Annotated in this window: 29 protein-coding genes, 2 pseudogenes and 1 other annotated feature; of the genes and pseudogenes, 11 read left to right on the plus strand and 20 right to left on the minus strand. The window is 51.5% G+C overall.

From position 1 onward, the window contains the following. Together COO59_RS19855 and COO59_RS19860 are read left to right on the plus strand one after the other, a co-directional pair. The coding region (locus COO59_RS19855; protein WP_165786548.1) for a LysR family transcriptional regulator substrate-binding protein at nucleotides 1–410 on the plus strand (410 nt) is incomplete at its 5' end. 548 nt (nucleotides 411–958) lie between these two features. Continuing rightward, nucleotides 959–1270: pseudogene (locus COO59_RS19860) on the plus strand (Y-family DNA polymerase); the annotation flags it as partial. A gap of 41 nt (nucleotides 1271–1311) precedes the next feature. Here COO59_RS19860 and COO59_RS19865 read toward each other — a convergent pair. Beyond that, nucleotides 1312–2522, minus strand: a protein-coding gene (locus COO59_RS19865; protein ID WP_369707198.1) for an IS3 family transposase whose coding sequence is annotated in 2 segments (ribosomal slippage) — nucleotides 1312–2237 and nucleotides 2237–2522 — 1212 coding nt in all. Because the reading frame shifts where the segments join, the coding sequence is not laid out codon by codon here. After that, nucleotides 2128–2244 (minus strand) — a sequence feature (AL1L pseudoknot). It overlaps the preceding gene by 117 nt. 81 nt (nucleotides 2523–2603) lie before the next feature. On the opposite strand from COO59_RS19865, the gene COO59_RS19870 reads away from it, so the two are divergent. The 4 genes from COO59_RS19870 (at nucleotide 2604) to COO59_RS20815 (ending at nucleotide 5831) form a co-directional block, all read left to right on the plus strand. After that, nucleotides 2604–3431, plus strand: coding sequence for a DinB/UmuC family translesion DNA polymerase (locus tag COO59_RS19870; protein ID WP_240614171.1), 828 nt, complete (start codon nucleotides 2604–2606; stop codon nucleotides 3429–3431). A gap of 570 nt (nucleotides 3432–4001) precedes the next feature. Beyond that, complete coding sequence (gene parM, locus COO59_RS19880; RefSeq protein WP_103061396.1) at nucleotides 4002–4958, plus strand: plasmid segregation protein ParM domain-containing protein; 957 nt, start codon at nucleotides 4002–4004, stop codon at nucleotides 4956–4958. Between the two features lie 5 nt (nucleotides 4959–4963). Further along, the gene (locus COO59_RS19885; protein ID WP_103061397.1) at nucleotides 4964–5410 is read left to right on the plus strand and encodes a plasmid partitioning/stability family protein; all 447 of its coding nucleotides are present in this window, start codon (nucleotides 4964–4966) and stop codon (nucleotides 5408–5410) included. 199 nt (nucleotides 5411–5609) lie between these two features. Further along, complete coding sequence (locus tag COO59_RS20815; RefSeq protein WP_133158625.1) at nucleotides 5610–5831, plus strand: hypothetical protein; 222 nt, start codon at nucleotides 5610–5612, stop codon at nucleotides 5829–5831. An 86-nt stretch (nucleotides 5832–5917) separates the two neighbouring features. Here COO59_RS20815 and COO59_RS19890 read toward each other — a convergent pair whose 3' ends face one another. After that, nucleotides 5918–6448 (minus strand): hypothetical protein, encoded by a 531-nt coding sequence (locus tag COO59_RS19890; RefSeq protein WP_240614172.1) that lies wholly within the window; start codon nucleotides 6446–6448, stop codon nucleotides 5918–5920. A gap of 795 nt (nucleotides 6449–7243) precedes the next feature. Further along, complete coding sequence (locus COO59_RS19895; protein ID WP_103061398.1) at nucleotides 7244–7456, minus strand: hypothetical protein; 213 nt, start codon at nucleotides 7454–7456, stop codon at nucleotides 7244–7246. Nucleotides 7457–8091: 635 nt separating this feature from the next. Here COO59_RS19895 and COO59_RS19900 point away from each other — a divergent pair. Then, entirely contained in the window at nucleotides 8092–8760 is a 669-nt protein-coding gene (locus COO59_RS19900; protein ID WP_103061399.1) for a recombinase family protein, read from the plus strand. After that, nucleotides 8738–9142, plus strand: a complete 405-nt coding sequence (locus COO59_RS20820) for a hypothetical protein (protein WP_133158626.1) — start codon at nucleotides 8738–8740, stop codon at nucleotides 9140–9142. The genes COO59_RS19900 and COO59_RS20820 overlap by 23 nt, the downstream gene beginning before the upstream one ends. Before the next feature lie 29 nt (nucleotides 9143–9171). Here the strand turns inward: COO59_RS20820 and COO59_RS19905 are convergent, their stop codons facing one another. Genes COO59_RS19905 through COO59_RS19925 form a run of 5 tightly spaced genes read right to left on the minus strand, consistent with a single transcriptional unit; the run spans nucleotide 9172 to nucleotide 13892 of the window. Next, entirely contained in the window at nucleotides 9172–10680 is a 1509-nt protein-coding gene (locus COO59_RS19905; protein WP_103061400.1) for a conjugal transfer protein TraG N-terminal domain-containing protein, read from the minus strand. Then, nucleotides 10680–11060 (minus strand): hypothetical protein, encoded by a 381-nt coding sequence (locus COO59_RS19910; protein ID WP_103061401.1) that lies wholly within the window; start codon nucleotides 11058–11060, stop codon nucleotides 10680–10682. The genes COO59_RS19905 and COO59_RS19910 overlap by 1 nt, the downstream gene beginning before the upstream one ends. Beyond that, nucleotides 11060–12514, minus strand: coding sequence for an integrating conjugative element protein (locus COO59_RS19915; protein WP_103061402.1), 1455 nt, complete (start codon nucleotides 12512–12514; stop codon nucleotides 11060–11062). The genes COO59_RS19910 and COO59_RS19915 overlap by 1 nt, the downstream gene beginning before the upstream one ends. Nucleotides 12515–12522: 8 nt before the next feature. Beyond that, nucleotides 12523–13500 (minus strand): TIGR03756 family integrating conjugative element protein, encoded by a 978-nt coding sequence (locus COO59_RS19920; protein ID WP_409371602.1) that lies wholly within the window; start codon nucleotides 13498–13500, stop codon nucleotides 12523–12525. Further along, complete coding sequence (locus COO59_RS19925; RefSeq protein WP_103061403.1) at nucleotides 13497–13892, minus strand: TIGR03757 family integrating conjugative element protein; 396 nt, start codon at nucleotides 13890–13892, stop codon at nucleotides 13497–13499. Before COO59_RS19925 ends, COO59_RS19920 begins: the two co-directional genes overlap by 4 nt. Nucleotides 13893–14084: 192 nt before the next feature. Between COO59_RS19925 and COO59_RS19930 the strand changes: the two genes are divergently transcribed. Next, nucleotides 14085–15119, plus strand: coding sequence for a hypothetical protein (locus COO59_RS19930; protein WP_103061404.1), 1035 nt, complete (start codon nucleotides 14085–14087; stop codon nucleotides 15117–15119). Nucleotides 15120–15171: 52 nt separating this feature from the next. Here the strand turns inward: COO59_RS19930 and COO59_RS19935 are convergent, their stop codons facing one another. From COO59_RS19935 to COO59_RS19985, 11 genes are read right to left on the minus strand one after another with little or no spacing between them, the layout of a single operon-like run. Continuing rightward, nucleotides 15172–15573 (minus strand): hypothetical protein, encoded by a 402-nt coding sequence (locus COO59_RS19935; RefSeq protein WP_103061405.1) that lies wholly within the window; start codon nucleotides 15571–15573, stop codon nucleotides 15172–15174. A 53-nt stretch (nucleotides 15574–15626) separates the two neighbouring features. Beyond that, a complete protein-coding gene (locus COO59_RS19940; RefSeq protein ID WP_103061406.1) occupies nucleotides 15627–16022 on the minus strand; it encodes a hypothetical protein in 396 nt (131 codons plus the stop codon). Next, on the minus strand, nucleotides 16019–18883 hold the full coding sequence (locus tag COO59_RS19945) for a conjugative transfer ATPase (protein ID WP_103061407.1): 2865 nt from the start codon (nucleotides 18881–18883) through the stop codon (nucleotides 16019–16021). The genes COO59_RS19940 and COO59_RS19945 overlap by 4 nt, the downstream gene beginning before the upstream one ends. Beyond that, nucleotides 18883–19299: a TIGR03751 family conjugal transfer lipoprotein gene (locus tag COO59_RS19950; RefSeq protein WP_049852790.1), complete on the minus strand. Its 417-nt coding sequence runs from the start codon at nucleotides 19297–19299 to the stop codon at nucleotides 18883–18885. The genes COO59_RS19945 and COO59_RS19950 overlap by 1 nt, the downstream gene beginning before the upstream one ends. Before the next feature lie 11 nt (nucleotides 19300–19310). Beyond that, nucleotides 19311–20846 carry a TIGR03752 family integrating conjugative element protein gene (locus COO59_RS19955; protein ID WP_103061408.1) on the minus strand — a complete coding sequence of 512 codons (1536 nt, stop codon included), beginning with the start codon at nucleotides 20844–20846 and terminating at the stop codon, nucleotides 19311–19313. After that, entirely contained in the window at nucleotides 20836–21756 is a 921-nt protein-coding gene (locus COO59_RS19960; protein ID WP_103061409.1) for a TIGR03749 family integrating conjugative element protein, read from the minus strand. Before COO59_RS19960 ends, COO59_RS19955 begins: the two co-directional genes overlap by 11 nt. Next, nucleotides 21756–22412: a PFL_4703 family integrating conjugative element protein gene (locus COO59_RS19965; RefSeq protein ID WP_103061410.1), complete on the minus strand. Its 657-nt coding sequence runs from the start codon at nucleotides 22410–22412 to the stop codon at nucleotides 21756–21758. The genes COO59_RS19960 and COO59_RS19965 overlap by 1 nt, the downstream gene beginning before the upstream one ends. After that, nucleotides 22409–22774 carry a TIGR03750 family conjugal transfer protein gene (locus COO59_RS19970; RefSeq protein ID WP_103061411.1) on the minus strand — a complete coding sequence of 122 codons (366 nt, stop codon included), beginning with the start codon at nucleotides 22772–22774 and terminating at the stop codon, nucleotides 22409–22411. Before COO59_RS19970 ends, COO59_RS19965 begins: the two co-directional genes overlap by 4 nt. Nucleotides 22775–22787: 13 nt before the next feature. Then, entirely contained in the window at nucleotides 22788–23189 is a 402-nt protein-coding gene (locus COO59_RS19975) for a TIGR03745 family integrating conjugative element membrane protein (protein ID WP_103061412.1), read from the minus strand. A 31-nt stretch (nucleotides 23190–23220) separates the two neighbouring features. Then, nucleotides 23221–23463, minus strand: a complete 243-nt coding sequence (locus COO59_RS19980) for a TIGR03758 family integrating conjugative element protein (RefSeq protein WP_103061413.1) — start codon at nucleotides 23461–23463, stop codon at nucleotides 23221–23223. Then, nucleotides 23463–23798 (minus strand): integrative conjugative element protein, RAQPRD family, encoded by a 336-nt coding sequence (locus COO59_RS19985; protein ID WP_103061414.1) that lies wholly within the window; start codon nucleotides 23796–23798, stop codon nucleotides 23463–23465. Before COO59_RS19985 ends, COO59_RS19980 begins: the two co-directional genes overlap by 1 nt. A gap of 375 nt (nucleotides 23799–24173) precedes the next feature. Here COO59_RS19985 and COO59_RS19990 point away from each other — a divergent pair. Next, nucleotides 24174–24493, plus strand: a pseudogene (locus tag COO59_RS19990) (SOS response-associated peptidase family protein); the annotation flags it as partial. A gap of 98 nt (nucleotides 24494–24591) precedes the next feature. Here the strand turns inward: COO59_RS19990 and COO59_RS19995 are convergent. Continuing rightward, complete coding sequence (locus COO59_RS19995) at nucleotides 24592–25095, minus strand: hypothetical protein (RefSeq protein WP_240614173.1); 504 nt, start codon at nucleotides 25093–25095, stop codon at nucleotides 24592–24594. 144 nt (nucleotides 25096–25239) lie between these two features. On the opposite strand from COO59_RS19995, the gene COO59_RS20000 reads away from it, so the two are divergent. Next, on the plus strand, nucleotides 25240–25311 hold a 72-nt coding region (locus tag COO59_RS20000; RefSeq protein WP_001568368.1), incomplete at its 3' end, for an IS1 family transposase.

Genomic DNA, 25311 nt, shown 5'->3' on the forward strand with positions numbered 1-25311 from the left:
ATGAGTTTGTTGTCATCATGGAAAAGGATGCATCAGAGCAGAGCGCGAAAATATGGACTCCGGGCGCCTTGCTGCCGCTGCCGCTGATTATCTTTGAACCGGGAAGCGGGACACGCGCCCTGATTGACCAGTGGTTCCGGGAGACGGGACATATTGCCTGCCCGGTCATGGAGCTTGGCAGTATCGAGGCTATTAAAAGAATGGTCCGTGCAGGTCTTGGCTACAGCATTGTTCCCCGAATGTCCGTTGCATGCATCGAGGAAAGATCGGGGCTCGATCTTTACTCTGTGACGCCCTCTCTTCACCGGACTCTCGGGGCAGTTATGCGGGAGGACCGGATTGTAAGCAGAGGAATCAATGAAGTGCTGAAAAGCCTAAACAGCAGTTTTGCAAAAAACGAAATCATATAAATATTATTCGATATCTAAACCGGACAGGTCCGGTCTACTCTTCCCGGCGAAGTATCACTACAGCGTTTACCAGCTACCAATGTCCGCTCCTGGCACACAGCGGACATTCAGTCCGGTTAAGCTTCCCTGCCTGAAGCGAACGAGTCTGGCGTGCAGTGCGCAATCAGCCCTGAATGCCGCTGAGAGTGACACTGATGTTAAACGGCACAGCGCGCCCGGCATAGCCGGTTACAGGCACATACATCGCTGCCGCATCATACCTTTCTCTGAACGGCTTAAACCAACTCCCAGCAAAAAAACAGCTATGGTAAACCCTTTTAACTACGGTGAACGGGCTTTACGGCGCTTGCGACGTTAAGTCTTGGCGTCTGCAGCTTACTGCTAACGCCAGGGGGCAATATAACTCTCAGCGACAGCCATAGCACTTAACACGCTAGCCGCTAACTTAAGTAAGCAACCGATACAAAACACATAGTAAAAGTTAGTTGTTAAATACTTCTTAAAATCATTAGCTTATTAATAACTAATTGTTAGTTTCATTCAGATACAATGACGGCTGCGTAATCGCTCGTTCCGCAGAAGCCAAGGCTTTAGGCATTAAAATGGGCGACCCTCTTTTCAAAAATGAGCGTTTTTTCCGCGAAAAAGGCGTTCATATTTTCTCCAGTAATTATGCGCTTTATGGCGACATGAGCCAACGTATGATGGCTATTCTTGGTGAGATGGCACCTGGGCAAGAGATCTATTCCATTGATGAAAGCTTTCTCGATGTGTCCGGTATTGCCAGCTATATGCCATTGCACGATTTTGGTGTTCAAATGCGAGAGCGTGTCAAAAGGGATACACACTTAACGATTGGTGAACCGCTCCGGTTTTCCTGGAGAGTATTTTGCCTGAGTGATCAGGCTGCCACATCCCGGTCATTCAGCGAAGCGTAATAGGCTTTTTCTGCCTCCACTGGCGGGATATATCCGGTCCGTTCCATCAATCGGTGATTATTGTACCAGTCCACCCATTTCAGCGTAGCCAGCTCAACATCCTGTCGGGTTTTCCAGCTTTGCCTGTGGATCACCTCCGCTTTGTACAACCCGTTGATACTTTCTGCCATCGCATTGTCATATGAGTCGCCCGTGCTGCCTGTTGAAGCCAGCAGCTCCGCGTCCTGCAGCCGTTGCGTGTACGCCAGTGACACATATTGCGAACCTTTGTCGCTGTGATGGATGGTACCGCTCGGGCGTCTGGCCCACAGCGCCTGCTCCAGTGCATCCAGCACGAACGACGTTTCCATCGTGGATGAGACCCGCCAGCCCACGATAACACCGGCGAACACATCAATGATGAAGGCCACATATGCGAACCCCTGCCAGGTGCTGACGTAGGTAAAATCGGCCACCCAAAGACTATCGGGCCGTTCAGCCACGAACTGCCGGTTCACCCGATCCTGCGGTGTTTCGGCTTTGTTGCTGCGGGTGGTTCTGACACTTTTGCCGCGTGTCACCCCACGTAGCTGCAGGGCTTTCATCAGGCGCTCAATGGTGCAGCGGGCAACGCCGACACCTTCACGTTTTAGCTGTCGCCAGACCTTACGCACACCGTAAACGCTGTAGTTTTCTTCGTATACGCGCTGTATCTCAGGTATCAGCACGGCATCGCGTTTATCCCGACTACTGCGTCGTTCAGGACACTTCCGGCGTTGCTGATGCCAGTAGTACGTTGACGGAGCAATATCCAGCTCATGACAGACTGGCCCGACCCCGTGTTCACCGCTCAGATTTTCCAGAAGTGGCATTATTTTTTCCAGTGGCGGTCGAGCTCCGCCTGGGCAAAATACGCTGAAGCCTGACGCAGAATATCATTGCTGCGGCGCAGCTCGCGGACTTCCCGCTCCAGTTCTTTCAGACGCTGGCGTTCGCTGGCAGTCAGCGCATTCTGCTCATCATCAACGGGCTCCTGCTGACGGATCCAGATACGCAATGTCTCGGGAGTGCAGCCGATCTTAGGGGCAATGGAGCAGATAGCGGCCCATTGTGAGTTGTAGGTATTCTGGTTTTCCAGAACCATACGAATAGCGCGTTGACGAACTTCAGGGGGAAATCGGTTATGTTTTGTCATCCTGGTTACCTCTCTCAAAGAGTGTAGTCTCCAGGATTACCGGGGCGGTTCATTGGTGTTGGATTCGGCCCTTCTAAAACCTTGGCTAAGCTGGCAAATCATGCGGCTAAAAAGTGGAGTAAAACAGGTGGTGTTGTCGATCTATCCAACCTGGAGCGCCAGCGTAAACTGATGGCTTTACTACCTGTCAGCGAGGTTTGGGGGATTGGAAGCCGGCTTGAAAAAAAACTCTCACAAATTGGAATAACTAAAGCTCTTCACCTCGCTGATGCAAATGTTGCAATGATACGAAAGCACTTTGGCGTGATCCTAGAAAGGACCGTTCGTGAGCTTAACGGAGAGCCCTGTATAGCTCTGGAAGATGTTCCTCCCCCCAAGCAGCAAATTGTATGCTCCAAGTCATTCGGCCAGCGTATTATCGCGCTTGAGGACATGCAGCATGCAGTTGTGATGTATGCAACAAGGGCAGCTGAAAAGCTTAGAGAACAGAATTCAAAATGCAAACACATAGGCGTTTTCATAGCCACTGGCCGGTACGGTAACGAACCTCAATATGCCAACTCAGCGTCATTCACCTGTCATTATCCGACCAGCGATACACGTGATATCGTGTCCCTTGCTATGAAGGGTCTGGATACTATCTGGCGTGAAGGCTATCGATTTGCCAAAGCTGGAATCATGCTTAGCGATTTTTACCAATCCAATGTAGCCCAGTTAGACATGTTCAGTGAGCAGCTGCCGCGCGCAAACGCTGACACCCTAATGAAAACCTTAGATACCATCAATCATTCTGGGTTGGGGAAAGTTTGGTTCGCAGGCCAAGGGATAAATAATCCTTGGCAGATGAAGCGTGAAATGCTCTCTCCTCGTTATACAACCTGTCTCGATGAATTGCCCAAAGCTAAGTAATATTTGGACACTCGCTTACTCTGCGCTCATCAGAATCTTCTGCTTTATAAAGTAATAAACGCCGACCATTTGTATGTAAAACCAAACTAAACCAATGGACCAACAGATTACTGAAACTGTTAGTTTCCACGAATCTAGCTGTTGAGGTGGTGAAAATAAATGCACAGCTGAAAACCAAATAAAAAAGTAGGGCGCTAGGCTAGACAGGGTACTTATCAGAGCTATCTCTAAGTTAATTTTCATTACAACTCCTCCTTAATCAGGCAACGCTACCATGCAACATGCTCCTTCCTGAAAAATAAATCCCCCAGAATGCGCCCTTTTTCAATCTCAATTCAGGATCAATTTGAGATTGAGTAGGATCTGCTTGTGACCTTTCTTTGCGCTAAAGTGATCTTGTTCTCTTTTTGAGCCTGAAATGCACGCGAAAGCAGTATGGTGTTGACCTATAGAGTCAACTAAAGTACACTTTAAAAGTGAGTTTTTGCTTATGTTCTCATTCTGAGAGTGAAAGTTAGCGCGTTACCTGATTTCTCAAATTGCTCTTGAATCTATGTAAACGGAGAAGGTATGAAAATTTTTGTTGATGATGGCTCTACAAATGTCAAAGTTGCATATGAAGCTGATGGTAAGAGAAAAAATGTAATAAGCCCGAATAGCTTTAAACGTGGCTGGTCCGTTCAGTTTGGAAATCAGCAAATATTTAACTACTCACTTAATGGTGAGAACTATACCTTTGATCCGATCAGTCCAGATGCATTAACCACTACAAATGTTGCTTATCAATATGGCGATATTAACGTGATTGCTATTCACCACGCACTATTGATGACTGGGATTCAACCACAAGAGGTTGAATTAGTGGTTACACTTCCTTTAGCCGAGTATTACGATAAAAATAATCAAATTATCGAAGAAAATATTAATAAAAAGATTATTAATGTAATGCGTCCTGTTACTTTGAAAGGGGCAGAAACATTTACTGTTAAAAGCGTTACTGTTCTTCCTGAATCAATCCCGGCCGGTTTTGAAGTTGTTAAAAAGCTCGATCCGACTCAATCCCTTCTTATTGTCGACTTAGGCGGTACTACGCTTGATATCTCCCAAGTCCGTGGAAAAATGAGCGGTATATCTAAAATTCATGGTGATCCTAATGTTGGGGTCAGCATTATGACGGATGCAGTCAAAGATGCTCTTTCAATCGCTAAAACTCAAGGCAGCAGCTATCTGGCAGATGATGTGATAATTCACAGAAACGATAGTAAGTATCTGAAAAATAGAATTAATGATGAGTCACATATTTCTACAGTAGAAAATGCTCTTAAAGAATCAGAGGCAAGCTTAACTAAAAGAGTTCTGCAAGCAATTGACGATTTTCACGGCTATTCGCATGTCATGGTAATCGGTGGAGGAGCAGCAATAGTTGCGGATGCTATTCAGAGTCATACAACAGTGCAGAAAGATAGATTCTTTATTGCTGAAGAACCTCAATTTGCCTTAGTAAATGGCATCTATCAAATCGGGTAATTTCAATGGATACCAGACGGAAGCTTACTTACTATGTACATCCCGAAGACTTCAAAGGGGATAAATTGCTCTGTGATAAGCTTAGTTCCCTTGAAAAGTCAGAAAAGAGCCGCTTATTAAGAGCGGCTACAATCGCAGGGTTTGCATTATTTAGGCAGGATGAGCGTATACCCCACTTATTAACAGCTTTGCTTGACGAAAACACTACTATGGCCGAGATCATGCAGGTTATTAGTAGTGTTAAACCGGATGCCTTAGGGACTGGATCTGTAGAACGGCATGAATTGATGCAGACGTTACTAGAATCTATTTTGCTTCATGTAAAAAACCTAAAAAATGAAGGGCTTGTGAAGGATGCTGCTCCGCCTTACGAGCCCGAATACGATGCAGAATCCGAAGAAACAAGGCGCAATGCCTTGAACATGTTTCATCAGCCTAATTTTAAATCATAAGTTTAACACTGCTATATTATAGCAGTGTATCTTATGTTTTTAGTTACATCATACTAATGAGTGTGCTTGATCTAAATGGTGCACACTTTAGCTAAGAGGTTGGTATGTAAGCTCAGATCAACCTGGAATGGTGCTTCATCAATACGTATCAGAGTGCTGTCAGTAGTCACTTGAGGCTAAGAAGAAAAGAGGGAATAAGATGTCTTTATTTTTACATCTAATTGATTTTATAACTTTTGTTATGTCCCTATCTCTAGGGATCGCTATTGGTAAAGAAGCACCACGACCTAAGCTTGGCATGTTACTTGGTGCAATATTTGGGGTAATTATCGGGGGAGCCATTGTAAATTGGGCAATAAACCAACGTCAGCTCCAGTGTGAAAGTGATGATGTATCCCGAGTAAATTGTGAAGCATATTAATATACGTGCTGGCTTACAGGAGTTTTCACTAATCAGGTAGGAAAATTATATGATTGAAAAAAGCCGCTTACGCGGCTGTAGTCAATTTACCCGAGCCTAGCCCGATCTGCTCTCCGTCTTTCTTCCGCTGCATCGGCGATAGTTAAAGTCTCTTGCTGCAGAAATTTATCAGTCGGCAGATTATCTACCATGTAACCAGTGAGATGTAGCCACTTGCGCATGATAGCGAGATCGTCATGCAAATTCGCCAGCGTATTCCTGCCCCATTTTGACACCTGCGATACATACCACGCGGAGGAATGTTCCGCACCGGATTCTTCTCTGGTCAGGTCTTTATATCTCTCATAATTATCGCCACTGAAAGTAAGACCCCTTTCTGACTCAATATTTTCTACCCGAAAGTCTCTGATTAGTTCTTTATTAATAAAGATAGTCAGCACCTCATCGGTCCCAATATGGTCGTATGAATACGGGAAATGTTCAATCAAACTCAGGCGAACCATTTTGTACAAGTCTTTAGCGGTAAATAGCGGGTTCTTAAGTTTATACAAGTCGTTCATCTTGATTCCTATATCATGAAAAATACCGTTTAACCTTAACTTATTGTGCCGCGCCATGAAAGTCGCGCCTGTTGGAACCGTTCGCCTAGTTCGGCAAAACGCCTGTTCTGCCGGACGTGCCCTATAAACAAAAAAGCCGCCCCAGTGGGACGGCCTAAAACGTAAAGCTGTTTTATGTTCCTAGGGGAACTTGTCTCCGGTTAAAGAAACTTTTCGATTAGTGACAATATTGCCGTCACCAGATTGATAATCGCTATTACTAGTTCGATCATAACCCGCACCTCCATCTCTGTGGCGCGTAGGTTACTAAGCGTCCCCCATACCTCTAATCCGCCCATCCGGGTTCTGCTATTCACTTTACCAAAAGAAGAATTTCACCCCGCTCCCGCCCAGGCCTCCGGGTGCGAAACCGGAAGTGGGCTATACCTTTCCCTGCCTGCTTGCCGACAGTTTAGGTACTGTTTACTACCAAATTCAGGTTTGAAGAGTTGATCTGGCATCGTTCAGGGGCAGTTCAACGTGGTTTTACTTCTCTGGACGCTGGCATTATAAACGGTAAATGCTGCTTATAGAATGCTCATTTGCAAGGGTAGGTCAAAAGACGTATAATTAACTCGCCAAAAGAAGAATTTCACCCCGCTGTACGCCGGATGCCCGCGAAGCATCACAGGCTACAGAGCAGAAAACCCGCCTTGAGCGGGTTTTCTGCTTAATGAAGGCCCCGTAAGGCGGTTTTTTATGCCCTTTCCCCGCCGCTTGGTAAAACTTCCATTGTGCCTAATCAACCCAAAAAAAAGCTGCCTTGAATTACCTGGCAGCTTTTTGGTTGCAGTTGCTCAATGTAAATTACCTTTAACCTGCTTTGCGCTTGAATCCCACAACATTCTTTTTAGGGGCGCTGGCGCGTTCCGTTGCATGCCTAAGTGCGTCACGCGCAGCTGAACGTGCAGCGTTCTCAATGATCGCATCCATCCCGTCTGCTGCAGCAATTCTTACATTGCGTGCAGCTCCGCCGTACAGCATGCCGTTTTCAGTTTCTAGAGGTTTACACCATGAATCTTTCATCTCAGATTCCCGCAGGTAATACTTCGGATCGAAGCAATTATTAAGTTATCAGAACTTGCTTTAACCGCAACGCCAATCACTGCTTTCGTTCGCTAAAGTGCCCATTCTGACGTATTCCCAAACTTATCCACCATTTCTGTGGATAACGTTATAGGTCATGTCTATTTCAGACGATGAAAACGTGCGATATAGCATTTCAGGGGGGCAGGGCGGCCAGCGCTAGGGCAGAACGTATCAGCTTCTCCGTTGCGCTTTACGGTAAAGCTCCGCTAAGAGATCGGAACTGACGGATAAGGCGATGCGGTAATTTGGACGTAGCCGCACGTCACCGTGTGCAGTTTCATATCCTAGGAACTGATGCTGTAGCCATGCTGAAAATTTATGAAGCTATCAGCCGTACAAAACCGTGGTTTCTGTACACCATGCTAAAGCACCCGCAGAAAGAATAAGAAGTTAAGCAAGCTAATATTTTCTTCAGCAATAATTTCAGCGAGTTTCTATTTGTGCCTTTCTCGCCATGACATTAGGGTATACCCAAATGTCATAGCCTAAAAGCACCCATTTTTTCCTTTAAGTCATCATATAAAAGTCATGGTATAATAAGTCATAACCTAAAAGTCACGCTTGAGTGAAAAATGTACATTTTTGCTTATCTCCGAGCTTCGACGCGAGAGCAGGACGCTAAACGAGCTAAAAACCGTCTTCAGCAGTTCGTTACAGAGCGTGGGCACCGTATTGCCAGCTGGTACATTGAAAATGTCTCAGGTGCTTCCCTTCAGCGTCCGGAGCTGATGCGACTGCTTGAAAATGCGGCCCCGGGTGACGCGATATTGATTGAACAGGTCGATCGCTTATCTCGCCTTGATGACGATGGTTGGAAATTGCTTAAGGAGCTCATAAGCAGTAAAAGCATATCGATTATCAGCCTGGACTTGCCAACAAGTTACGTTGCGCTCGAAAATCATCGTGGAGACGAATTTACGGCAGCTATGTTGCGGGCTATAAACTCCATGATGCTAGATATGCTCGCAGCCATTGCACGGAAGGATTATCAGGATCGACGTCGCCGTCAGAGTGAAGGCATAGTAAAGGCAGTTGAGGGTGGAAAATTCAAAGGTCGTCAGCCGAACATATTGATGCATAAAAATGTTATTAAACTTCGGCTGCATAATGGTATGAGCATTCGGGAGACTGCTTCAATCTGCGGAATTTCAGAACGTCAGGTTATTAGGATTACGCAGCGCCATCTCAGTAACAGTGATCCTGAAGGGAAGGGGGTAGATGATGAAGCAAACAGCATTTGAACGCGGGGTCCATGCAGCTGGCTTATTTAAGCGATTTTCAAAAACAGTCAGGCTATCAAATGACTCCTGTCTAAACTGGGTTCATAAAAAAGAACTACCAGAGATTTTAGGGCGTCTGCCTGTTCCAATAGCCATTTTCTGTTTGTTAATAACGGCTCTTCTTTGCGGCTTGCTGATAGGCAGCATAATCGTCTTAGCAGCTATATTCATCTATATGCTTTGCAACATAACTATTAGCGAGGAAGATGACTACAGCGATGATCATGCCCCTTCTTATGGGACTGAGTGGCGCAACGGTAGTGAGGGGACTGGAATTTATACAGGGCCAGAACATGGCCCTGGCCCATCTTATCGTGTAGATATCGAGGATGAAGAAGATTAGAGATTTAACGCCTCTAATCTTCATTAAGGTTACAGTTTCACTGCTCTTTTAGCGGTTTCAGCTGCGCTACCGCCAGCTTTTTGCACATCAGAACTTCCGTTTTTAAGTGCGCCATCAAGTGCGCCACCCACTCTAATGCCTGCCCATGACAGCGCCCCCATCCAGAACGCTGGCAGTACCAGAAACATTGTCGCCATAACAAAATTCATAATCAGATCATCTGAACTGTTCTGAAAACCCGCCATGTTAAAGCTGCTGTGTGTGTCAGAACTGTACAGCGCCGTCATCAACCAGCTGTCCAGCCAGCGTGCCAGTTCCCACCAGAACGTCAGGAAGTTAAGGGCGAATACCACAAACGTCAGCGTGATAACCGTTTTAATCTCATACGCTGAAAAAGCCAGAATAAGCGGCAGAACCACTACCACGGCCATGAGCAAAACAGCCTGGATCATTGGCAGCGCCTGGCGCATGGCGTCGAACGCCGGGAATGCCGCCAGACTGCCTAACGCGGTGCCGCCGATCGCAGCCACGCGAGAAACAGAGTTATCAAGCGTAAAATCGGCATTGCCTCCGTAGCCGGCATAGACGTGTCCTCCCTGCGATACGGTCAGACTCTCAGGGCTGACCAGACGGCGGATAATGGCCTCCTTATAGTCTGCTGAGTTGCCCCCGATCATTGTCATAGCAGCGGATAATCGCGTCCACAACCCAGGGTCAGCCTGATCAACAACACGGGCCTGCAGTCCGGTATCTGCTTTATTCCACCATTCGCTGCAGGTTGGGTAGCCACCCCGGCCGGTATCCGGCCTTCCGCTGTCGCGGCTTTCGTTCCAGGCAAATTCCGCCCGGGGCGTTTTGGATTGCAGGCTGCCGTAATAATTACTGAGGAAGGTTTTGCTGCCTATCCACTCAATATCACGCAGCGTCGCTTTGTCTTTTGTCTGCCCCTGATCCTGACGTTTCCACATATACAGCGCGAGCGAATAGCAGTCGTTGGTAAAGTCCTGCAGCTCTTCCGCAAGAGATTTGTTGTTAATCCGCGTGTGCTGCACCTCAAAGCGGAGCTGACGCATGTCCGGACGGCAGGGGATTGTGGCAACAGAAGCCTGCGTGATGCCCTTTGCCAGCTTGTGAATCAGATACCACCATACCGGCGCGGCAGCCGTCTGATCGTTAATGCTCGATATGACCGGTGAATATCCCGTGTCATCGGGCGCTTTTGGCGTCCACGTCCCGCAGCTCTGCGCTCGCGACGTGTCATATTTTATCGTGCTCATATCGACGTTCATCAGCGGCATACAACAGGCAATCATCACCAGAAAAGAGGAGTAAATCGCATGTTCCATGCGGGGTATGGACAGGGCACCTTTATTCCCCTCATCTTCACCTTCTTCACGCACTTTCAGCCAGATGCCGATAAGCCGGAAAGCGACAGGCGCGGCAAACAGACCCGTTGTGATGAGAATATTCCAGAGTCCGTTGTTTACAACCCAGCCAAGCAGGGTAAGGAAATATTCCAGGTAGCTGTTAGTCAGCATCAGGACGCTCCCGTGCCGCCGAGCAGCACCAGTTCACAGACGACGGCAAAAATGACGCTGACGGCCGCAATGCGGATAAGCGGCTGGCGGTGTTGCGGGCCGAAGCCCGGCGCACGAAATACTTTCACAAAACCCCACGCCAGCGCACCATAAACCGCCAGGCGCCACATCAGCCAGCCATAGCGGGCATGCTCCATCCAGTCACGAAATGCAGCGGCCTGAGCAGGATTCCTTACAGACTGGTCCGCGACAATGAGCCCGGCCAGCAGGAATACCAGCAGAGCGCCGGCAGTACACAGCACGCGAAACAGCACGGGGTGCCGGCGGAGAAATGAGGCGCGTTGCGCCCCGTTTTCGGTTTTCACAGGATGCGCTCTCATCAGTTGTTTTCCGTCTCAGGCACGGCCAGGCGGTTAATACGGTTGTCGGTGCTGTCATCGCTCTGCGTCTGCGGGTTACTGTTAACGCGCCCGTTTTCCCGATCGATAATGGTGAGCACTGAATTGCGGGACAGCTCGCGCTTGAGCTCCATTTCGTTGCGTAATGCGGTGATCTCGCGATCGATGGCCGCAACGCGACGATCGCCTTCCTCAATGGCCGCATTCTGCGCGGCAGCGTTAGGCTCAGACATGCCGGTAACAATCATGCGGCGCATAATCAGCGCGGTTTCAACCGTATCCGCCATCGCCAGTTCGCCGGCGAGGCGGGCGGTCAGGGCGGCGTTGTCAGGATCCCTCTGAAGTGCTCTGATGACGCCTGCAGTAATGGGTAAACTGCCGGTTTTGAGTTTTGCCAGGTTCGTCGCGTTAGGCTGCTCGGTGCCGTTAACGAGTTTTACAAGCTGTTCAGTGTTCTCTTTGGTGGTCTCTTCCAGGATGGGCGCAAATCCGGTGCCGGCCTGAGTGGCACCCGGCTGCTGTTCGTCATCGCCGCTGGTACATTGTGATGCGTCGCTGCAGGTGCGCAGAGAGCTGTCCCCCACGACCTGCACCACAGCTTTAGCCGCTTCTTCAGCGCTGGCATATTTTGCACAGGCCCCCCCGTTACAGCTGTTGCTGCTGACTGAGTCAGAACTCAGTACCGGCAGGCTGTTCATCATGTTGAATCCCGCAGCGGTTAAATCATGCGCTGGCCGGATGGCCTGCTGCCCCTGACCGCCCCGTTTCTGTCCGCCGATCCAGTTCTGGCCTGAGTTGCCCTGCAGCTTGTCCGCTGAGTTATTCACGCGGACAGCATCAGCGTCTCCGCTGTTAACAAGCGATCGGTATTCATCCATGACCGCGCCCTGCGTCCATTTGTTGTTGCCGGCAAAATCCATCATGCGCTTCGACATGTTCTGGCAGTTGAGCTGGGCTTTATCAAAAGAGACGTTTGCCTGCAGCACGCCGTTTGTGAGCATGTCGTACAGGCCGGGATTGGCACGCTGGATAATCATTGCCGGCAGGCTGGCGACGGCACCGGTGGCGTTCTGCACCACGTCGCCCATGAGGTTTTTGAAGCCGTTTGTTACGCCGTTGAGCTGATTACCGACCGTCGTTTTCAGGTCGAAGTTGCCGCACATCAGGTCGCTGCTCCAGCCTGCGCTCATACCGATTTTACGCATGCTGCTGCGCGTTGCCGGCTGTGAAATTACTGAGCCGCCGCCGAGCGTATAGTAGAGCTTGTCAGAAACCGCGCCGCTGACGTCCTTGCCGTAGCCTATGGCGCTGTTGTTTACGGAGGGCAGTGAAATACCGAATGCGCCGGACTGATCATCGTCTGCCGCCTGTGCGGGTGCCGCTGCGGACGCGATGCACAGCGCAAGCGCGGCCGATTTAAATTGAACTGGTGACATTGTGCCTCTCAGAAGTCAGTTGAATAGAGGAAGGTCTGGCCGCGTCGCTTGCAGCAGCTGTAGGGCTGCCAGAGCGCATACGCTTCGTTACCGTCCTGAGCAATGGGGTACGCGCCGTCCGGAAAGACGGCGCAGGAAGCGGAAAGCGTGGGCGACAGGCGCTGCCATTTATGATTTGCCGTGCCCGTGTTTTCTTTCACCTCTCCTGGCGGCCAGTAGCCGGCCTTGTGCGTGCCCTTCAGTACCTGATAAACGTGAGGCTGCCCGGAGCGGGTGATAATGTCGGCGACCCGCTGCGCGACCACGGCGGAGGCTTTGTCATCGTCTGTCTGGCTGACGAAGCCGGAGCGGGGATAAATGTTGCCCCACATGTTGGCGCTGGCCTGGCTGCCCAGTTCGCGCTGGCCGGGAACCAGCGCCTCGGGATACAGCGATTCAGGCAGTCCCGATCGCCAGACAAGTGAATCCAGCGTGCTCAGAAAGTAGGGATTGAATGGCGTGGCGGCGGTATCGCACGAGTAACCGGCAATGCTGCCGCCAATGACGGAGGTGGCAGGGTGGCCTATCGCATCAGCGTACTTGAACTTGATGTTCGACTTGCGCTGCCCGGGATTCTTGATATCCGCGGCGTTACCGCCGCCGGCTGGCGCACCGCTGGTCAGCGCGTTATCGATCGTACCGGACGCGCCGCTCATAAACGCCATTTCTGTCCAGGGATTACCGCCCGGGCCGGTGTAGGTGGACACCACCACTTCAGGAATGAAGTGCGTCACCTTGACGGAGGTTTTCACCGAACAGCCAAAGGGCGTACACATCAGCCAGTAACAGATGCCGCTGACGCGCCAGCTGATGCAGTCCTGGGTAATGGCGCTGGCAATGATGCCGGCAGTATTAATAGCGGAAACCGTGGCGGGAGTCGCGGCTGCTACCAGCACGGTGGCAACACCGGCGGCGTTGAAGTGTGTTCCGGGGGAGAAGCGCATCATTTACCCCCCTGACTGCGAAGCGTGGTAGCCCTGGCAACGTCGGCCGTGCCATAAACCACATCCCGATCATCGAAAACGACGGCGGGGAACTTATGTAGCCCGATCTCCCAGGCATGTACAACCTGTCGGTATGCCTGAGCAATCTGCTCCTGCTGTCCGGGCCATTGCGGCGACTGAATGATTTCGCGGGCCTGCTGAGCGGCCAGCTGCGGATCGGCTGCCAGCTGGCCGAAAATGGAGTCCTGCAGGCGGTCGGGGCCATCAAGCCAAACAACCGAGCTGTCATCAGTCAGATTCTGAGGGGGGTGTTCAGCATCGGTATACACAACGGTGCCCGCCATCAGCTGAAACGGTATAAACAGGAAAAGTGAGTGTAATAGCCTGAGTCGCATAGCGGATCTCCGTTACGGTAACAGGCCGTCAGAGTGGCAGCGCGTGGTCTGGCTTTCAGCAGTAAACTCTTTTTCGAAAGTAAAAAATTTAGCTCTTTCAAGTAAAACGCTATTAGAAAAAGATTAAAAAGAGTAATTTATTAATACGTAATTACTGAATATACAACTTGTCATCACGTTAAGGGAGGCAACATGGAAATAGATTTTTTTAACCCTGTAATTGATTCAAAAGAATATCACCCTAATTTTGAGAGGCTTTTGCCTGAAAAATATATAAATGCAAGGAGGTTATTCAATGATTGGGCTTCTGGTTTCAGTGACAGAGATGGTAAATTGGTTAAAGAGTTTCAAAGTACTTTTAACTCAACATTTTGGGAGGTTTATCTTTATGCAGCATTTAAAGAAATGGATTTTAAAATTGATCTTTCCAACGCTACTCCTGATTTCCTAATAAATAAATGTTGTTCTGATATTATTATTGAAGCGACGATTTGCAATTCAGCGCTCGGAAAAGTTCCAGAGTGGGACCGAACGGATGATTACCAACGTTCAATTCCAAAAAGGTTCTGGGAGCTAAATAAGGAGGCAATGATAAGGATTAATAACTCAATTATATCAAAAGTTAAAAAATATGAAAAAAGTTACAGCAAATTGTCACATGTTAAAGGAAAACCATTTGTTATTGCGCTGGCCCCTTTTGAACAGAGGTTTTTCAACCTTCAAAATGATCGTCCTATCAGAGCCGTGCTATATGATGAATATGTTAACGAAGACTTAGCATTAGACCATCCGGAGCTATACCCTGATGGCCCACCAACAGAAAACCTGGGTTTTGTAGAAAAGGAAAATGGGGCTGAAATACCCCTTGGAATTTTCAATGACAATCAATATGAATGTTTAAGTGCTGTAATATTTAATAATGCAGCCACTTTCAGCAAGTTGCAGGCTTTAGCAAACAAAAAAGGGGAAAAAATAATGATCAGTTCGACATGGTCAACCCCACCGGATGGGAAAGTGAAGCATATAGAAAAATGGTCTTCAGATTATGAAGAAAAAATAACTGATGGGCTTATGATTTTTCACAACCCATTTGCAAAAAATAAAATAGACCCAGAGTTGTTTCGAGCTGAACGAGTTTGCCAAGTGTATCCTGGAGATGAGGATTGGACACTGATATTCGAAAACTATGAAGATAGACTTTTAACTAGAACAGCATACACCTTTTAATTTAGCAATGAGTTGCTGAGGGTGATAAGCGGGAATACCCCGCTCAGTAAAATTAGGCACTACCAGCGCTACTGTGCTTAAGATACTGCTGGAAAAAAACACCTTTAAGCTCGTTTTCTGTTGGAATTTTACCCTCTACAGATAGCCGAGCTGGCAACAGCGACATATTGGATTTTTCGCTGATAGGCTTGAGAACAGGGCTGGTACGAATTAAACCCATGACAGCGTCCTGAAATTCTTTGTCGTGGTGAGTATGGCTCGTTAAAACCGCGATCCCGGCTTTAACATCACGAAGATCACCTTTTTTCTTTGCCATACAGACCAGGTAAAGATTTGCCTCCGGTAGACTCCAGAAAGACTCAGCCATTCCAGGTGGATTCAGCGTTTCAAAGCTGGTGATGCTTTCCCCGCCGGCGTTTACTTTGAATGCAGCAAGCGATATAGAAAGTGCCATTTGATCTCCTTTTTAAAACCGGCTCAAAGAGCCGGGAACAGATAGTATTTCGCTTAATCTTTGAATAACTCATTAATCCACAGAGTCAAAAAAATCATGTCGGCGGCATCTGGCACGTTTACATGCCAGCGCGGTGAATCAAATTCGTGATCCAGCGGGAGTCCGGCGCGGCCTTCCTGCGTCAGCAGAATGTCCGCGCGCTTGCCCCTGCTGTCCTCAAGATGAACCGACACGCAGCAGCTCTTACCGATACGATGTGGGTTACAGGTGATCGTTACCGGTGGTTGCAACCTTGACCTCAGCGCGTTCTCCATGGCGGTCAGTCGCTCTGCCGTTGTTGCCGTCATCGCGGGCTCTCCCTGCGGATGCAGGCTGAACATAGCAGGGGTTGGCGTTTCGTCCGGCGCAGGGCGCTGGGTCAGAGGTTGCGCATACTTGAGCTTAATCATGCGGTCAGCATCTCTCTCTTATCATTGTGTTCGGGCATCCCGGCCGCATCTTCCGTCATCAATCCACGCAGACGATCCAGTTTTTTCGCTACGAGAATAGCAGCATCCAGCTCAGAACAGTTATGTTTACGCATCAGCGCTTTACGTTCGGCTTTCTCTTCTTTCTCCGTCATCCCGAGCGCGAGGTAAAGGCTGGGCGGAACAGCGCGGAACAGCGCTTCAATTTTCTTCGAGAGTACCACGCCTTCGGTATAGCACCGTGAGAGCTTACTGGCGGAAAGCAGCACGGCTTTTTGCTCTTCTGAAAGCGTCCGGAAGCGGGCAATATCCTCCACCTCTTTTTTCGGCATCGTCAGGCAGATCCACCACTCTGCCATATTCAGCATCTTGCCGGCTGCGTTCGGGTAATCCTCAAGGTTCTGTGTGGCAAGCCACAGCCATGCGCCAAGCTTACGCCACATCTTGACCACTTTGGTCATATAGGGGGCGAGAAGTGGGTTAACCGTCACAACGTGCGCCTCATCCACGGTAAAAACAATGTCGCGCTCAAGGTACTGGTCACGTTCGGCAATGTTGTTGATGGTGTTGGTCAGCGACACCATCGTCAGCGCCATCTGCGCCTCGTACCCTTCACGGGCGAGGTGCGCCAGGTCAATCAGCGTAACGTCAGCCTCCGGCCAGAGTGAACCCTCCTGGTTAAAGAGTTCGGCCTCAAAGCTTCCCTGCTGCGTAAACATGCCCAGGGATTCGGCCATTTCAGCCGCTTTCGCCCGGCGGGTTTCATTACGTACCTGCCCGTTGCCGCTTTCAGTCTCCAGTGAAATGGCGTTAAGCGCATTCTGCAGGTCGCCCGGCAGCATCTGGCGGCCTTCATCCAGGGTTTTACGCGCGGCCATAATCAGCGCCTCGCGGATCATGGCGCGGTCGGCACGTTTCAGCGCGGCGTCTTCTTTCGGGTCGCCGCCGGTGATCATCATTCGGGCAGAAATCTCCATTTCGCCCAGAATGTCGCGCTTACCGTTCTCTTCATCATCATCCGGATCGTCTTCAATATCCGGCAAGTCACTTTCATCAATTGCCGGGGCGGGCGCGTCTCCGTCAAACAGCTTATGCGCATCAGCAAAGGGGGGCAGCGATACGCCGCTGCCGGGTTTGACGCTGACTTTGTTAACCGTAAGGCCCAGACTTTCAAAGTAGTCAGCGGTCAGCCCGAAACTGTTACCGGCTTCCGCGATGAACAGACGCGGGCGGTGCACGGCCATCAGCTGACAGAGCATCGAGCAGAGCGTGGCGGATTTACCTGCGCCGGTCGGCCCGAACAGCAGCATGTGCGCGTTCTGAGAGCGGTCATCCTTGTTCAGGGGATCAAAATCAAGCACGTCGCCGCCACGGTTAAAAAAGCTGAATCCGGCGTTGCCGGTCCCGGTTTCGCGGCCGGTGACGGGCAGCAGCCCGGCAAGGTGCTGAACCCACGTCAGGCGGGTATACCAGTTTTTTTTGTCGTGCTGCGGGTTAAAGCACATAGGCAGCGCTCGCAGCCAGGTGTTAAGCGGGCCGGTTTCATGTTCAGCGCGTACCGGCTGCAGCCCTTCGTTCAGCAGTACGGTGCTGAGCTCGATGCGCTTGCGGTTCATTTCGGGCATGTCTTTTGCCCGCAGGATAAAGGTGATGGCCGCGCGATACAGTTTGTGGCGGTTCCCCAGCAGCTCCTTGACCGCAGCGACGTCCTGACGGACGCGCCCCGACTCAGTATTCTCGCCGATGGCGTTTTTAGCCAGGCGGTTAAACTTCTCTTCCAGCGTGTCCTGCGGCTCTGCGACAACCGTCATGCACAGCATGGTGCCTTCGGGGAACGTGTCCATCAGCGCGTTAATTTTCTTTTCACCCCGGCTCTTTTCGCCGGTGAGCGTGCCGGGCTCAGGGGGTTTACGCAGGCGCTCCACGGAAATGGCTGAATGGGCAACGTTATCCAGCCACCACACGCCGTTTTCAACGTCAGAACGTGGCGGCGTGAACAGCAGGGTTTCGGCAAAATCATTCTCTACGGGGATCATGCCTGCAGGCGTGTCCCGGCTGTCTTCATAGGCCGCTGCGCGGTAAAACGCTTCTTTATTCATGCCCTCGGGCGCAGGATTGAACATCCGCAGCAGCCAGGCGTGAACCTGCAGGCCATTCTGGCGCGTGCAGTAGATATTAACGCTGGAAAAGGCGCTGCAGAGGCGCTCACACGCCTGATTCAGCATGCCGATGGGTGACATCAAATCAACGCTGTTTTTTGTCGCCCAGCGGTAGATAACCATGCGCGTGCGTCGCTGCTGCCCGCGCCACGGCTGGCCGGTGATCAGCTTGTCTTCAAACAGACCTTCAGGACGCGCAATCCCGCGCATATGCTGTTCGGTTTCCTTAAGCCACGCCTCGGTAAACCCGCTGCCCTGCGCGTGCGGCCTGACGTAGCCGCGCAGGCGGTCAAGGTAGGCATCGACGTTATTTTCATCCTGACAGTAGAACTGAACGATCCACGGATTGCTCGCCAGGTCGTCAAAGCTGTCCTGCAGCGCATCTTCCACTACGTCGCGGATCTGCTCCAGTCGCTCGTCAGGACGGCCTTCGGTTGCCGCCGGCGTCACTTCATAGACGGCACCCACGGAGATACCATCATCAAGCAGCAGGCACTGCTCCTCATCCAGAAACTCTGCCCACGGCAGATAATCAACGATGGACGGATTATGCGAGTAAACGCGTTTTTCATCGGCCTGTGACATTTTACCGGGACGGACAATGGGCTCCGGGCCGGCCTGCTCAGAAACGTCAGATAAGTGGCGGTTTTTTTCAGGAGATTTCCCTTTAAAGAGTCCGAACATTACAGCGCCTCCGTACGTTCGCCAGGCATGGCGTACTGCGTCTGGTCATAGAAGGGGAAAACAGTGCTGTAACCGGGCACGGGGGTGTTTCCCTGTGCGAGATGAGGGAACACGTACATCACCATGTCAGGATTAGGCAGTCGCGGGAACTGCTGGCTGATTTCGGATTCCTGCGTGCGGCTGTAGCTGCGATCGTCGCTCAGTGCGGCCTGTTGCTCACTGTCAGAAAGGCCACGGCGCAGCGTGCTGCGGGCTTCACTGCCGCGCGAAACGCCTGATTCACCGTCGGTGCCTTTCCACAGCTCCAGCATGTTGCTGTTGCCCGGTGGCAGCATTTCATCTTTGTTTGTTGAGCAGCCGGCAAGCGTGCTGGCTGCAATAATCATGAAAACCCCGAATTTTGCAGTAATACTCATGGTCATTCTCCTCAGTCCAGTCCGCCAGTGCTGCCGTCTTCGCCCGGCAGGGTGAAGTCGTAACGCACACGGCGGCCCTTATCTTCGTAGTCGATCGCCAGCTCGCGGGTGATGTGTACGGCAAGTTTTGCACCCGGCTGTACGTAGATAGCGTCAAAAGTCTGTCCGTAACGCTGTTTGACCCACTCGGTAATTTCGTCAGAACTGCCTGAAATAGCCTTGCCCAGAACGGCTTGTCCGGCGTCGCCGGTAAGCGTGGAGGTCACGCCGCCGTAGGCGTTGGTCTGGCTTGTCGTCTGGTTCTGGCCGATAGCGTCGCCCGCCGCGCCGGCTGCACCCAGCAGTCCGATCGTTGGCAGATAGCTTGAGGCATTTGACTTGCGCGTGCCGGAGATGCAGGGGATCCCGTTTTCATCAGAAATCCAGCCGATGCCGCCACTGGTGCCGGTCTCTTTACCGCCGCTCTGGTTGCTGTTATTGCCGCCTTTGCCGCTGCGGTCCGGCTTCGGCAGAGTCCGTACGGTGCCGTCAGTGAACACAAAGGTGACGCTGTTGACCTGACCACGCACGCAGGACAGGGTCCAGTCGCCGGAGGCGGTACCGGAGACGATCGCACCCTCGACGTCCGGCAGCTCGATGCCGTTGGCCGTCAGGTTGTCCTTACCAATGAGTACCTTAAAGGGATAGGGGTCGGTTACGGTACCGTTGATCGGCACGCGGCCGAGCAGTGCCGTCATGGCGCGGCTGCCAATCAGCGTGGAGTTCTCCGGCAGCGTATACACCGGTTCGGCCTCCTCTTCCGCGCCTTTTTCAGCGGTTGAGCCCTTTACCTGCTGTTCATAGCTGCCTTTTTGCTTCGTCAGCGCGTTTTCACTGAGAAACGACGTCGGGAACTGTGAACCGCCGGCGCTGCTGTCCGACGCGCCATTTTTCTGCGCCGGGGACGTCGAGGGGCTGTCCTGCGGCGTGACCCACATCAGGCCATCGCTGCCGGAGGCCGGGGCATTACCACCGCCGGCACCCATGCCGTCGAGACCCAGACCCAGCGGGATATCGCTGTCAGTGCCTTTTGCCTTGTCTGCAATACCCTTACCGGCATTCTGCAGTTTATTCGTCAGCTCGTTGATTTTTGACGTCAGGACGTTCTGCTGCTGACGCATCTGGCTTTCACGCTCGTGATAGCTTTTCTCCACGCCCTGAACCGCTTCATTTACCTGGCCGGAAACGTTGGTATTGCGCTCACGTAACTTTTCATTTTCATCCAGCAGTCTGGCATTCTGCTTGTTAAGGGAATCCTGCTGCTGACGAACGGCGTTTAGCGAGCCCACGATGGTTTTCAGCGTATCCTGCGGCGTGTCGCCCTCGATGCCGAGCGCCTTGAGCTCCTGCGGAGACAGGTTTTTCAGCGCGTCGTCTGTCTGTGCATGAGCAGCCTGCGTGGCGGGCTCCTGCGGCTTGCTGTTATAACTTTTCACCGCAATGAATCCGCCGCCAACCAGAATGGCCGGAACCAGCACTTTAACCAGTCCGTTTGACTTAATTTTCATAGCGGATCACCTTCTGAGCCGGGCGGGTAGCTGCCTTGTGGTTTACGGATGGCTCACGTACAAAAGCGTCATCAGGACGACCGGCGGTAACCAGGTACAGCGTGGTGGTATCTTCCGGCGTGCCGGCGGCACCCAGCCAGCGATGCTGGAAGGTGGCCGTGACAAACCGGCCCTGCAGTTCACGCGGATCTAGCACGACCTTCTGTGACGAGCTGTTGCGGATCCTCAGCGCGATGACGGTGCGACCGGCCACGCCCCAGCCCGCTACCGGTGACACGGTCACAGGAGCCGAGGGATATAACGTCGTAATGCGTGATGGCAGGTGTGGATTAACGGGATGAATGCCCGGCACGGCTTCAACGGTGCGCACCGGCGCATACAGATTCTGAGCTGCATAGCGCGTCAGCAGTACCGGAACGGGAGCCTTATAGCTGACTTTTTTACGCTTCGCCTGCGTACTGTTGCTGTCGCTGGCGGCTTTCTCTCCGGTGCCGGCGGCTGCACTGCTGAGGGTGCTGACGTCACCGCTGTAAACGATTTTAACCGGTTCGGCTGACGCGGTGGTCGTCGTACGGACGTCCAGCAGAATAACCTCACCGCTTTCCATGTCCTGCAGCTGCAGGCGCGTCTGAGGGAAATCGCTGTCGGCTTTGAGATAGACCGCGCCGCCGGTGCTCTGCACGCGCAGTTTGCCGTTCAGTGCCGGCGGAAAACCCACGCGCACGTTTTTATCAACGAAAATCACGCGTTCCTGACCCGTTTTGAGGGGGATCTGCAGCGGCACGCGCTCCCATTTCATCAGCTCGTCCGCCTGCGCCGGTGCGGAAAGCATCGCTGCCACCGGCAGCAGGGACAGCGACAGCGCCACAAGGCATGCATGCGATCCTGAGGTAAAAGATGGATTCAACATCAGAACATCCCCTTTCTTTCTGGTTTCGGCTGTTCAGGCGCGGCGGAGAGACGCTGCGGGATGCCTTCATAGCAGTCCAGCGCCATGCCAAATGGATTAGATTCAGAGTCGCCGTCCCAGCGCACGACTTTCAGCGGGTAGCGCACCATCGCGCGTTTAACCGGCTCGGTAAGGTAGTATTCGTCGGCAACAAGATCGAGTTTCACCACCCAGTTGTCGCGATCGATGACCTTCACGCTGTCACCTGAATAACCACGTCCGGGAATTTCATAAACGACGCGCACGCGATCGGTCAGTTCGTTTTTCTCACCGCGTACTTTTGCATCTTCAGTAAGAAAGGCTTTGCACTGTGGCGTCAGGTAAGCAGAAAGCGACTGAATGCGGGCGGGATAGTCCACTTTGCCGTTTTTAGGCCAGGCGTTCAGCTGCTGGAAAATGTAATACGTAAAGCCGTACACGGTCGGAGGCGGGATTTCCCACCACGGACGCGTGCTGCCCTTGCGCAAATCAGGCGGGTTGTGGATGGTCAGCTTTTCAGGTGCCCGCATCCAGCCCCCCATAGCGGTAACCAGTAACAGCAGCAATACGACACAGGCCGCCCGCAGGGTGAAAATATGCTGATCGCGGCCCTTAACCGCGTGGCGAAAACGACTCATCTGGTACTCCTGAGGTTTTTGCTGCGTCGCAGGGACCAGCCCCGCGAGTCAATAATCAATCTGAAATCCCCCAACCCCATGCGGCGCTTCTTTAACTCAAATTGCTGCCAGAGATAATTTTCTGGTTTTCCCCGTTTTTTGCTGGCAAGCCATTTGCCGCCAAACGCAATCAATACAAGTGGGAAAAGCAGAGTGCCGGTTGGAATGGCAAGCCAGCCAAAAAGTAACGCGAAGGGCAGGGAAAGTATGAAGCCGGATAAGATGCCAATTAGTGCTGCCAGTCCTAACTCGGGGGTATTAAACCCCCGAAATACGACTGGCTCAGCATTCAGGCGATCCGGTAAAAATTTAATGGTCGCCATCTGGGACTGTCCCTTACGCGATAACTTCTGCAGACTTGCCGAGCAGCCAGATAACTGCGACCAGCATGACAACCCCGACAACAACAATGGACCCGAATTTGGTCCAGGAGGCACGGTCATTACGAACCTCACCAAACGTTACGAGACCAGCTTCAGCAACTTTAAAGAATGCAAATCCGCACAGAACGAGACCACCAAGGACGAGTCCATCCTGCACATGACCGCTGAGCGTTCCCATCAGGCCAGTACCCGTTCCGCTCGACGTTGGACCTTCAACCGTCGGCAAATCGGCAAGAGCTGGTTTAGCAGCCAGAGTACTCAGCAGGCCAGCCGTCAGGATACGTGCCCAGGCTGATTTAGCTTTAGTCTGAGCTTTAGCGGTCACGCGGGTTACTGCTGATACGAATTTAGACATGATTTCACCTGTAAAAAGAGTGGGTTTAGGGTTAACTACAAAACATCCAGATACTTACGACTAACAATAAGACTGAGCGGACTACGGCTCTGCCCATCGCGCCCTCCTTGAGACGCTGATTTGTCCAGCCGGAGTAGACATCCACGATTGCCCATGCTGCCCAGAAGAAGAGGAATGCGATCAGCAGCCCGAGACAGAGCAGGTGCAGCAGATTGGGTTCCACGTTTCCGGAAGCTGCCTTAAAGGCAGCTTCCTGTGCAGCAGTCATCGCCATCAGGGACGCTCCCGGCGATAATTTCCTGCCACGCCAGACAAATCGCGGGGCTGGGCACGCGTGGGTTCCAGATAGCGATCAATGCCGGCGCTGATGGTTTTCAAATCGCCATTAGCCCGCTGGTAATCGAAGAAGTAGCGGTCACGCTCCGACGGATCAGCCTGTGCTGCGGCAACCCGCGCCCGTTCCAGCGAAGCCTGAACCTGGACGATCATTCGCTGAGCGGATGCCAGCTCGTCTTTCTCAGATGCAGACGCCGGAGAGGACGCGAGAAAGGTCAGGCCCAGCACACCGCCGCATAACAGAAGTTGTGTTGCCGGACGAAGAGATTTCATATGCACCTCCAGTGGTTGTTGAGTGCGGTAAGCATGCGAAATCTGGCTGCCGGGTTCAGCCGTTAACTCTTTTTGGAAAAATAAAAATTTAGAAAGCAGCGCGAATGCTGATTAAAGTGAATCTAAAGCTTATTGTTTGTTGTAACTAAACAAGTGCTCTGACGCGGCGCTGTACGCCTTGCCTGCTGACGGCCGGCATCTGAAAACAAGTTTCAGGTGCCTCCGTCCGGCTCTGATAGGGGGACCAGCGTAAGACATTAAATTAATTCCCCGAACGCAAAATTTAATCTGCGGTTTCGCCGACTAATATTGAATGATGAGTAAAATCAGGCATAGCGCGCGTTAACAGGTATCGTGCAGAAAGAGAAAGACACTATGTGCGGACGGTTTGCGCAGTATAAAAGCCGGGACGTTTACTTTGACGCCCTTGGCGCAGCCGACAGCGATTACGTGCATGATCCGGAACCCATCGGCCGTTACAACTTAGCGCCAGGAACCAACGTGCTACAGCTGAGCGAGCGCAACGGCGAACTGAAAATTGATCCGGTGTACTGGGGTTACGGACCAGAATGGTGGGACAAGAAGCCGCCTCAAGCCGTATGTTTAAACCGCTATGGAACCACGGCCGCTCCGTGAAGTTTGGCGATGAATGGTTTGAGTGGGTAAAGGAAGAAGAAAGGAAACAGCCCTACTTTGGGTCAGTTTGGTTATTGAAATGTGATGACGAAGACAAGTTCAGCCTCGTCATCTTGATAACTAACTGTATTAAAATGACAGTCCGAGATTATCCGTATCAGGTCCAGCTTTTCCGAAGAGCAGTGAATTTTTCACGCGTTTCTCCCAGATAAAGCACTGAGGAGAGAAAGCATACGCTGTATCCCAGTAATTCCGTCGCTTCTTCCGCCAGGTTTTTAACTTCCCGGTTATACCCGTCAGGCATAAGATGCTCCCAGAGCTGATTCATGCCAAATATACGTGAGAATATTAATATTATGATCAACCCCGTCGCAGTCATCAGCCACGAACGGTGCTGAATAAAATCAGTCAGACCTGTAACGGTGCTTGCGGGTATGAGCGCGGAAAGTGCAATACACACGACGGTGGTTGTAAGAGCAAACCAGAGCCAGCTGCCGTGCCTGATCATGTCAAAAATCCCGTCCAGCTCCCGGATCAGCATACATAGGTAAAAACCCCCGATAAGGATAAGCCCCCCGCGGACCTCAGGGCGCTTTGTCGCGCACCAGAAAAACAGCCCGGCTATGCCTGCCAGTATGGTTTCCTGCAGGATTTCAGTCACGGAATTTTCATGAAGAGCGTTGTCCATAAAGTAAACGTCAACGTAAATGGCTGACATTGCCAGCAGGATAAAAACCGATGCGAATAGCAGGTGATGCTGCCAACTTACTGATTTAGTGTATGATGGTGTTTTTGAGGTGCTCCAGTGGCTTCTGTTTCTATCAGCTGTCCCTCCTGTTCAGCTACTGACGGGGTGGTGCGTAACGGTAAAAGTACT

The sequence above is a fragment of the Mixta theicola genome (assembly GCF_002895925.1).
Lineage (GTDB): Bacteria > Pseudomonadota > Gammaproteobacteria > Enterobacterales > Enterobacteriaceae > Mixta > Mixta theicola.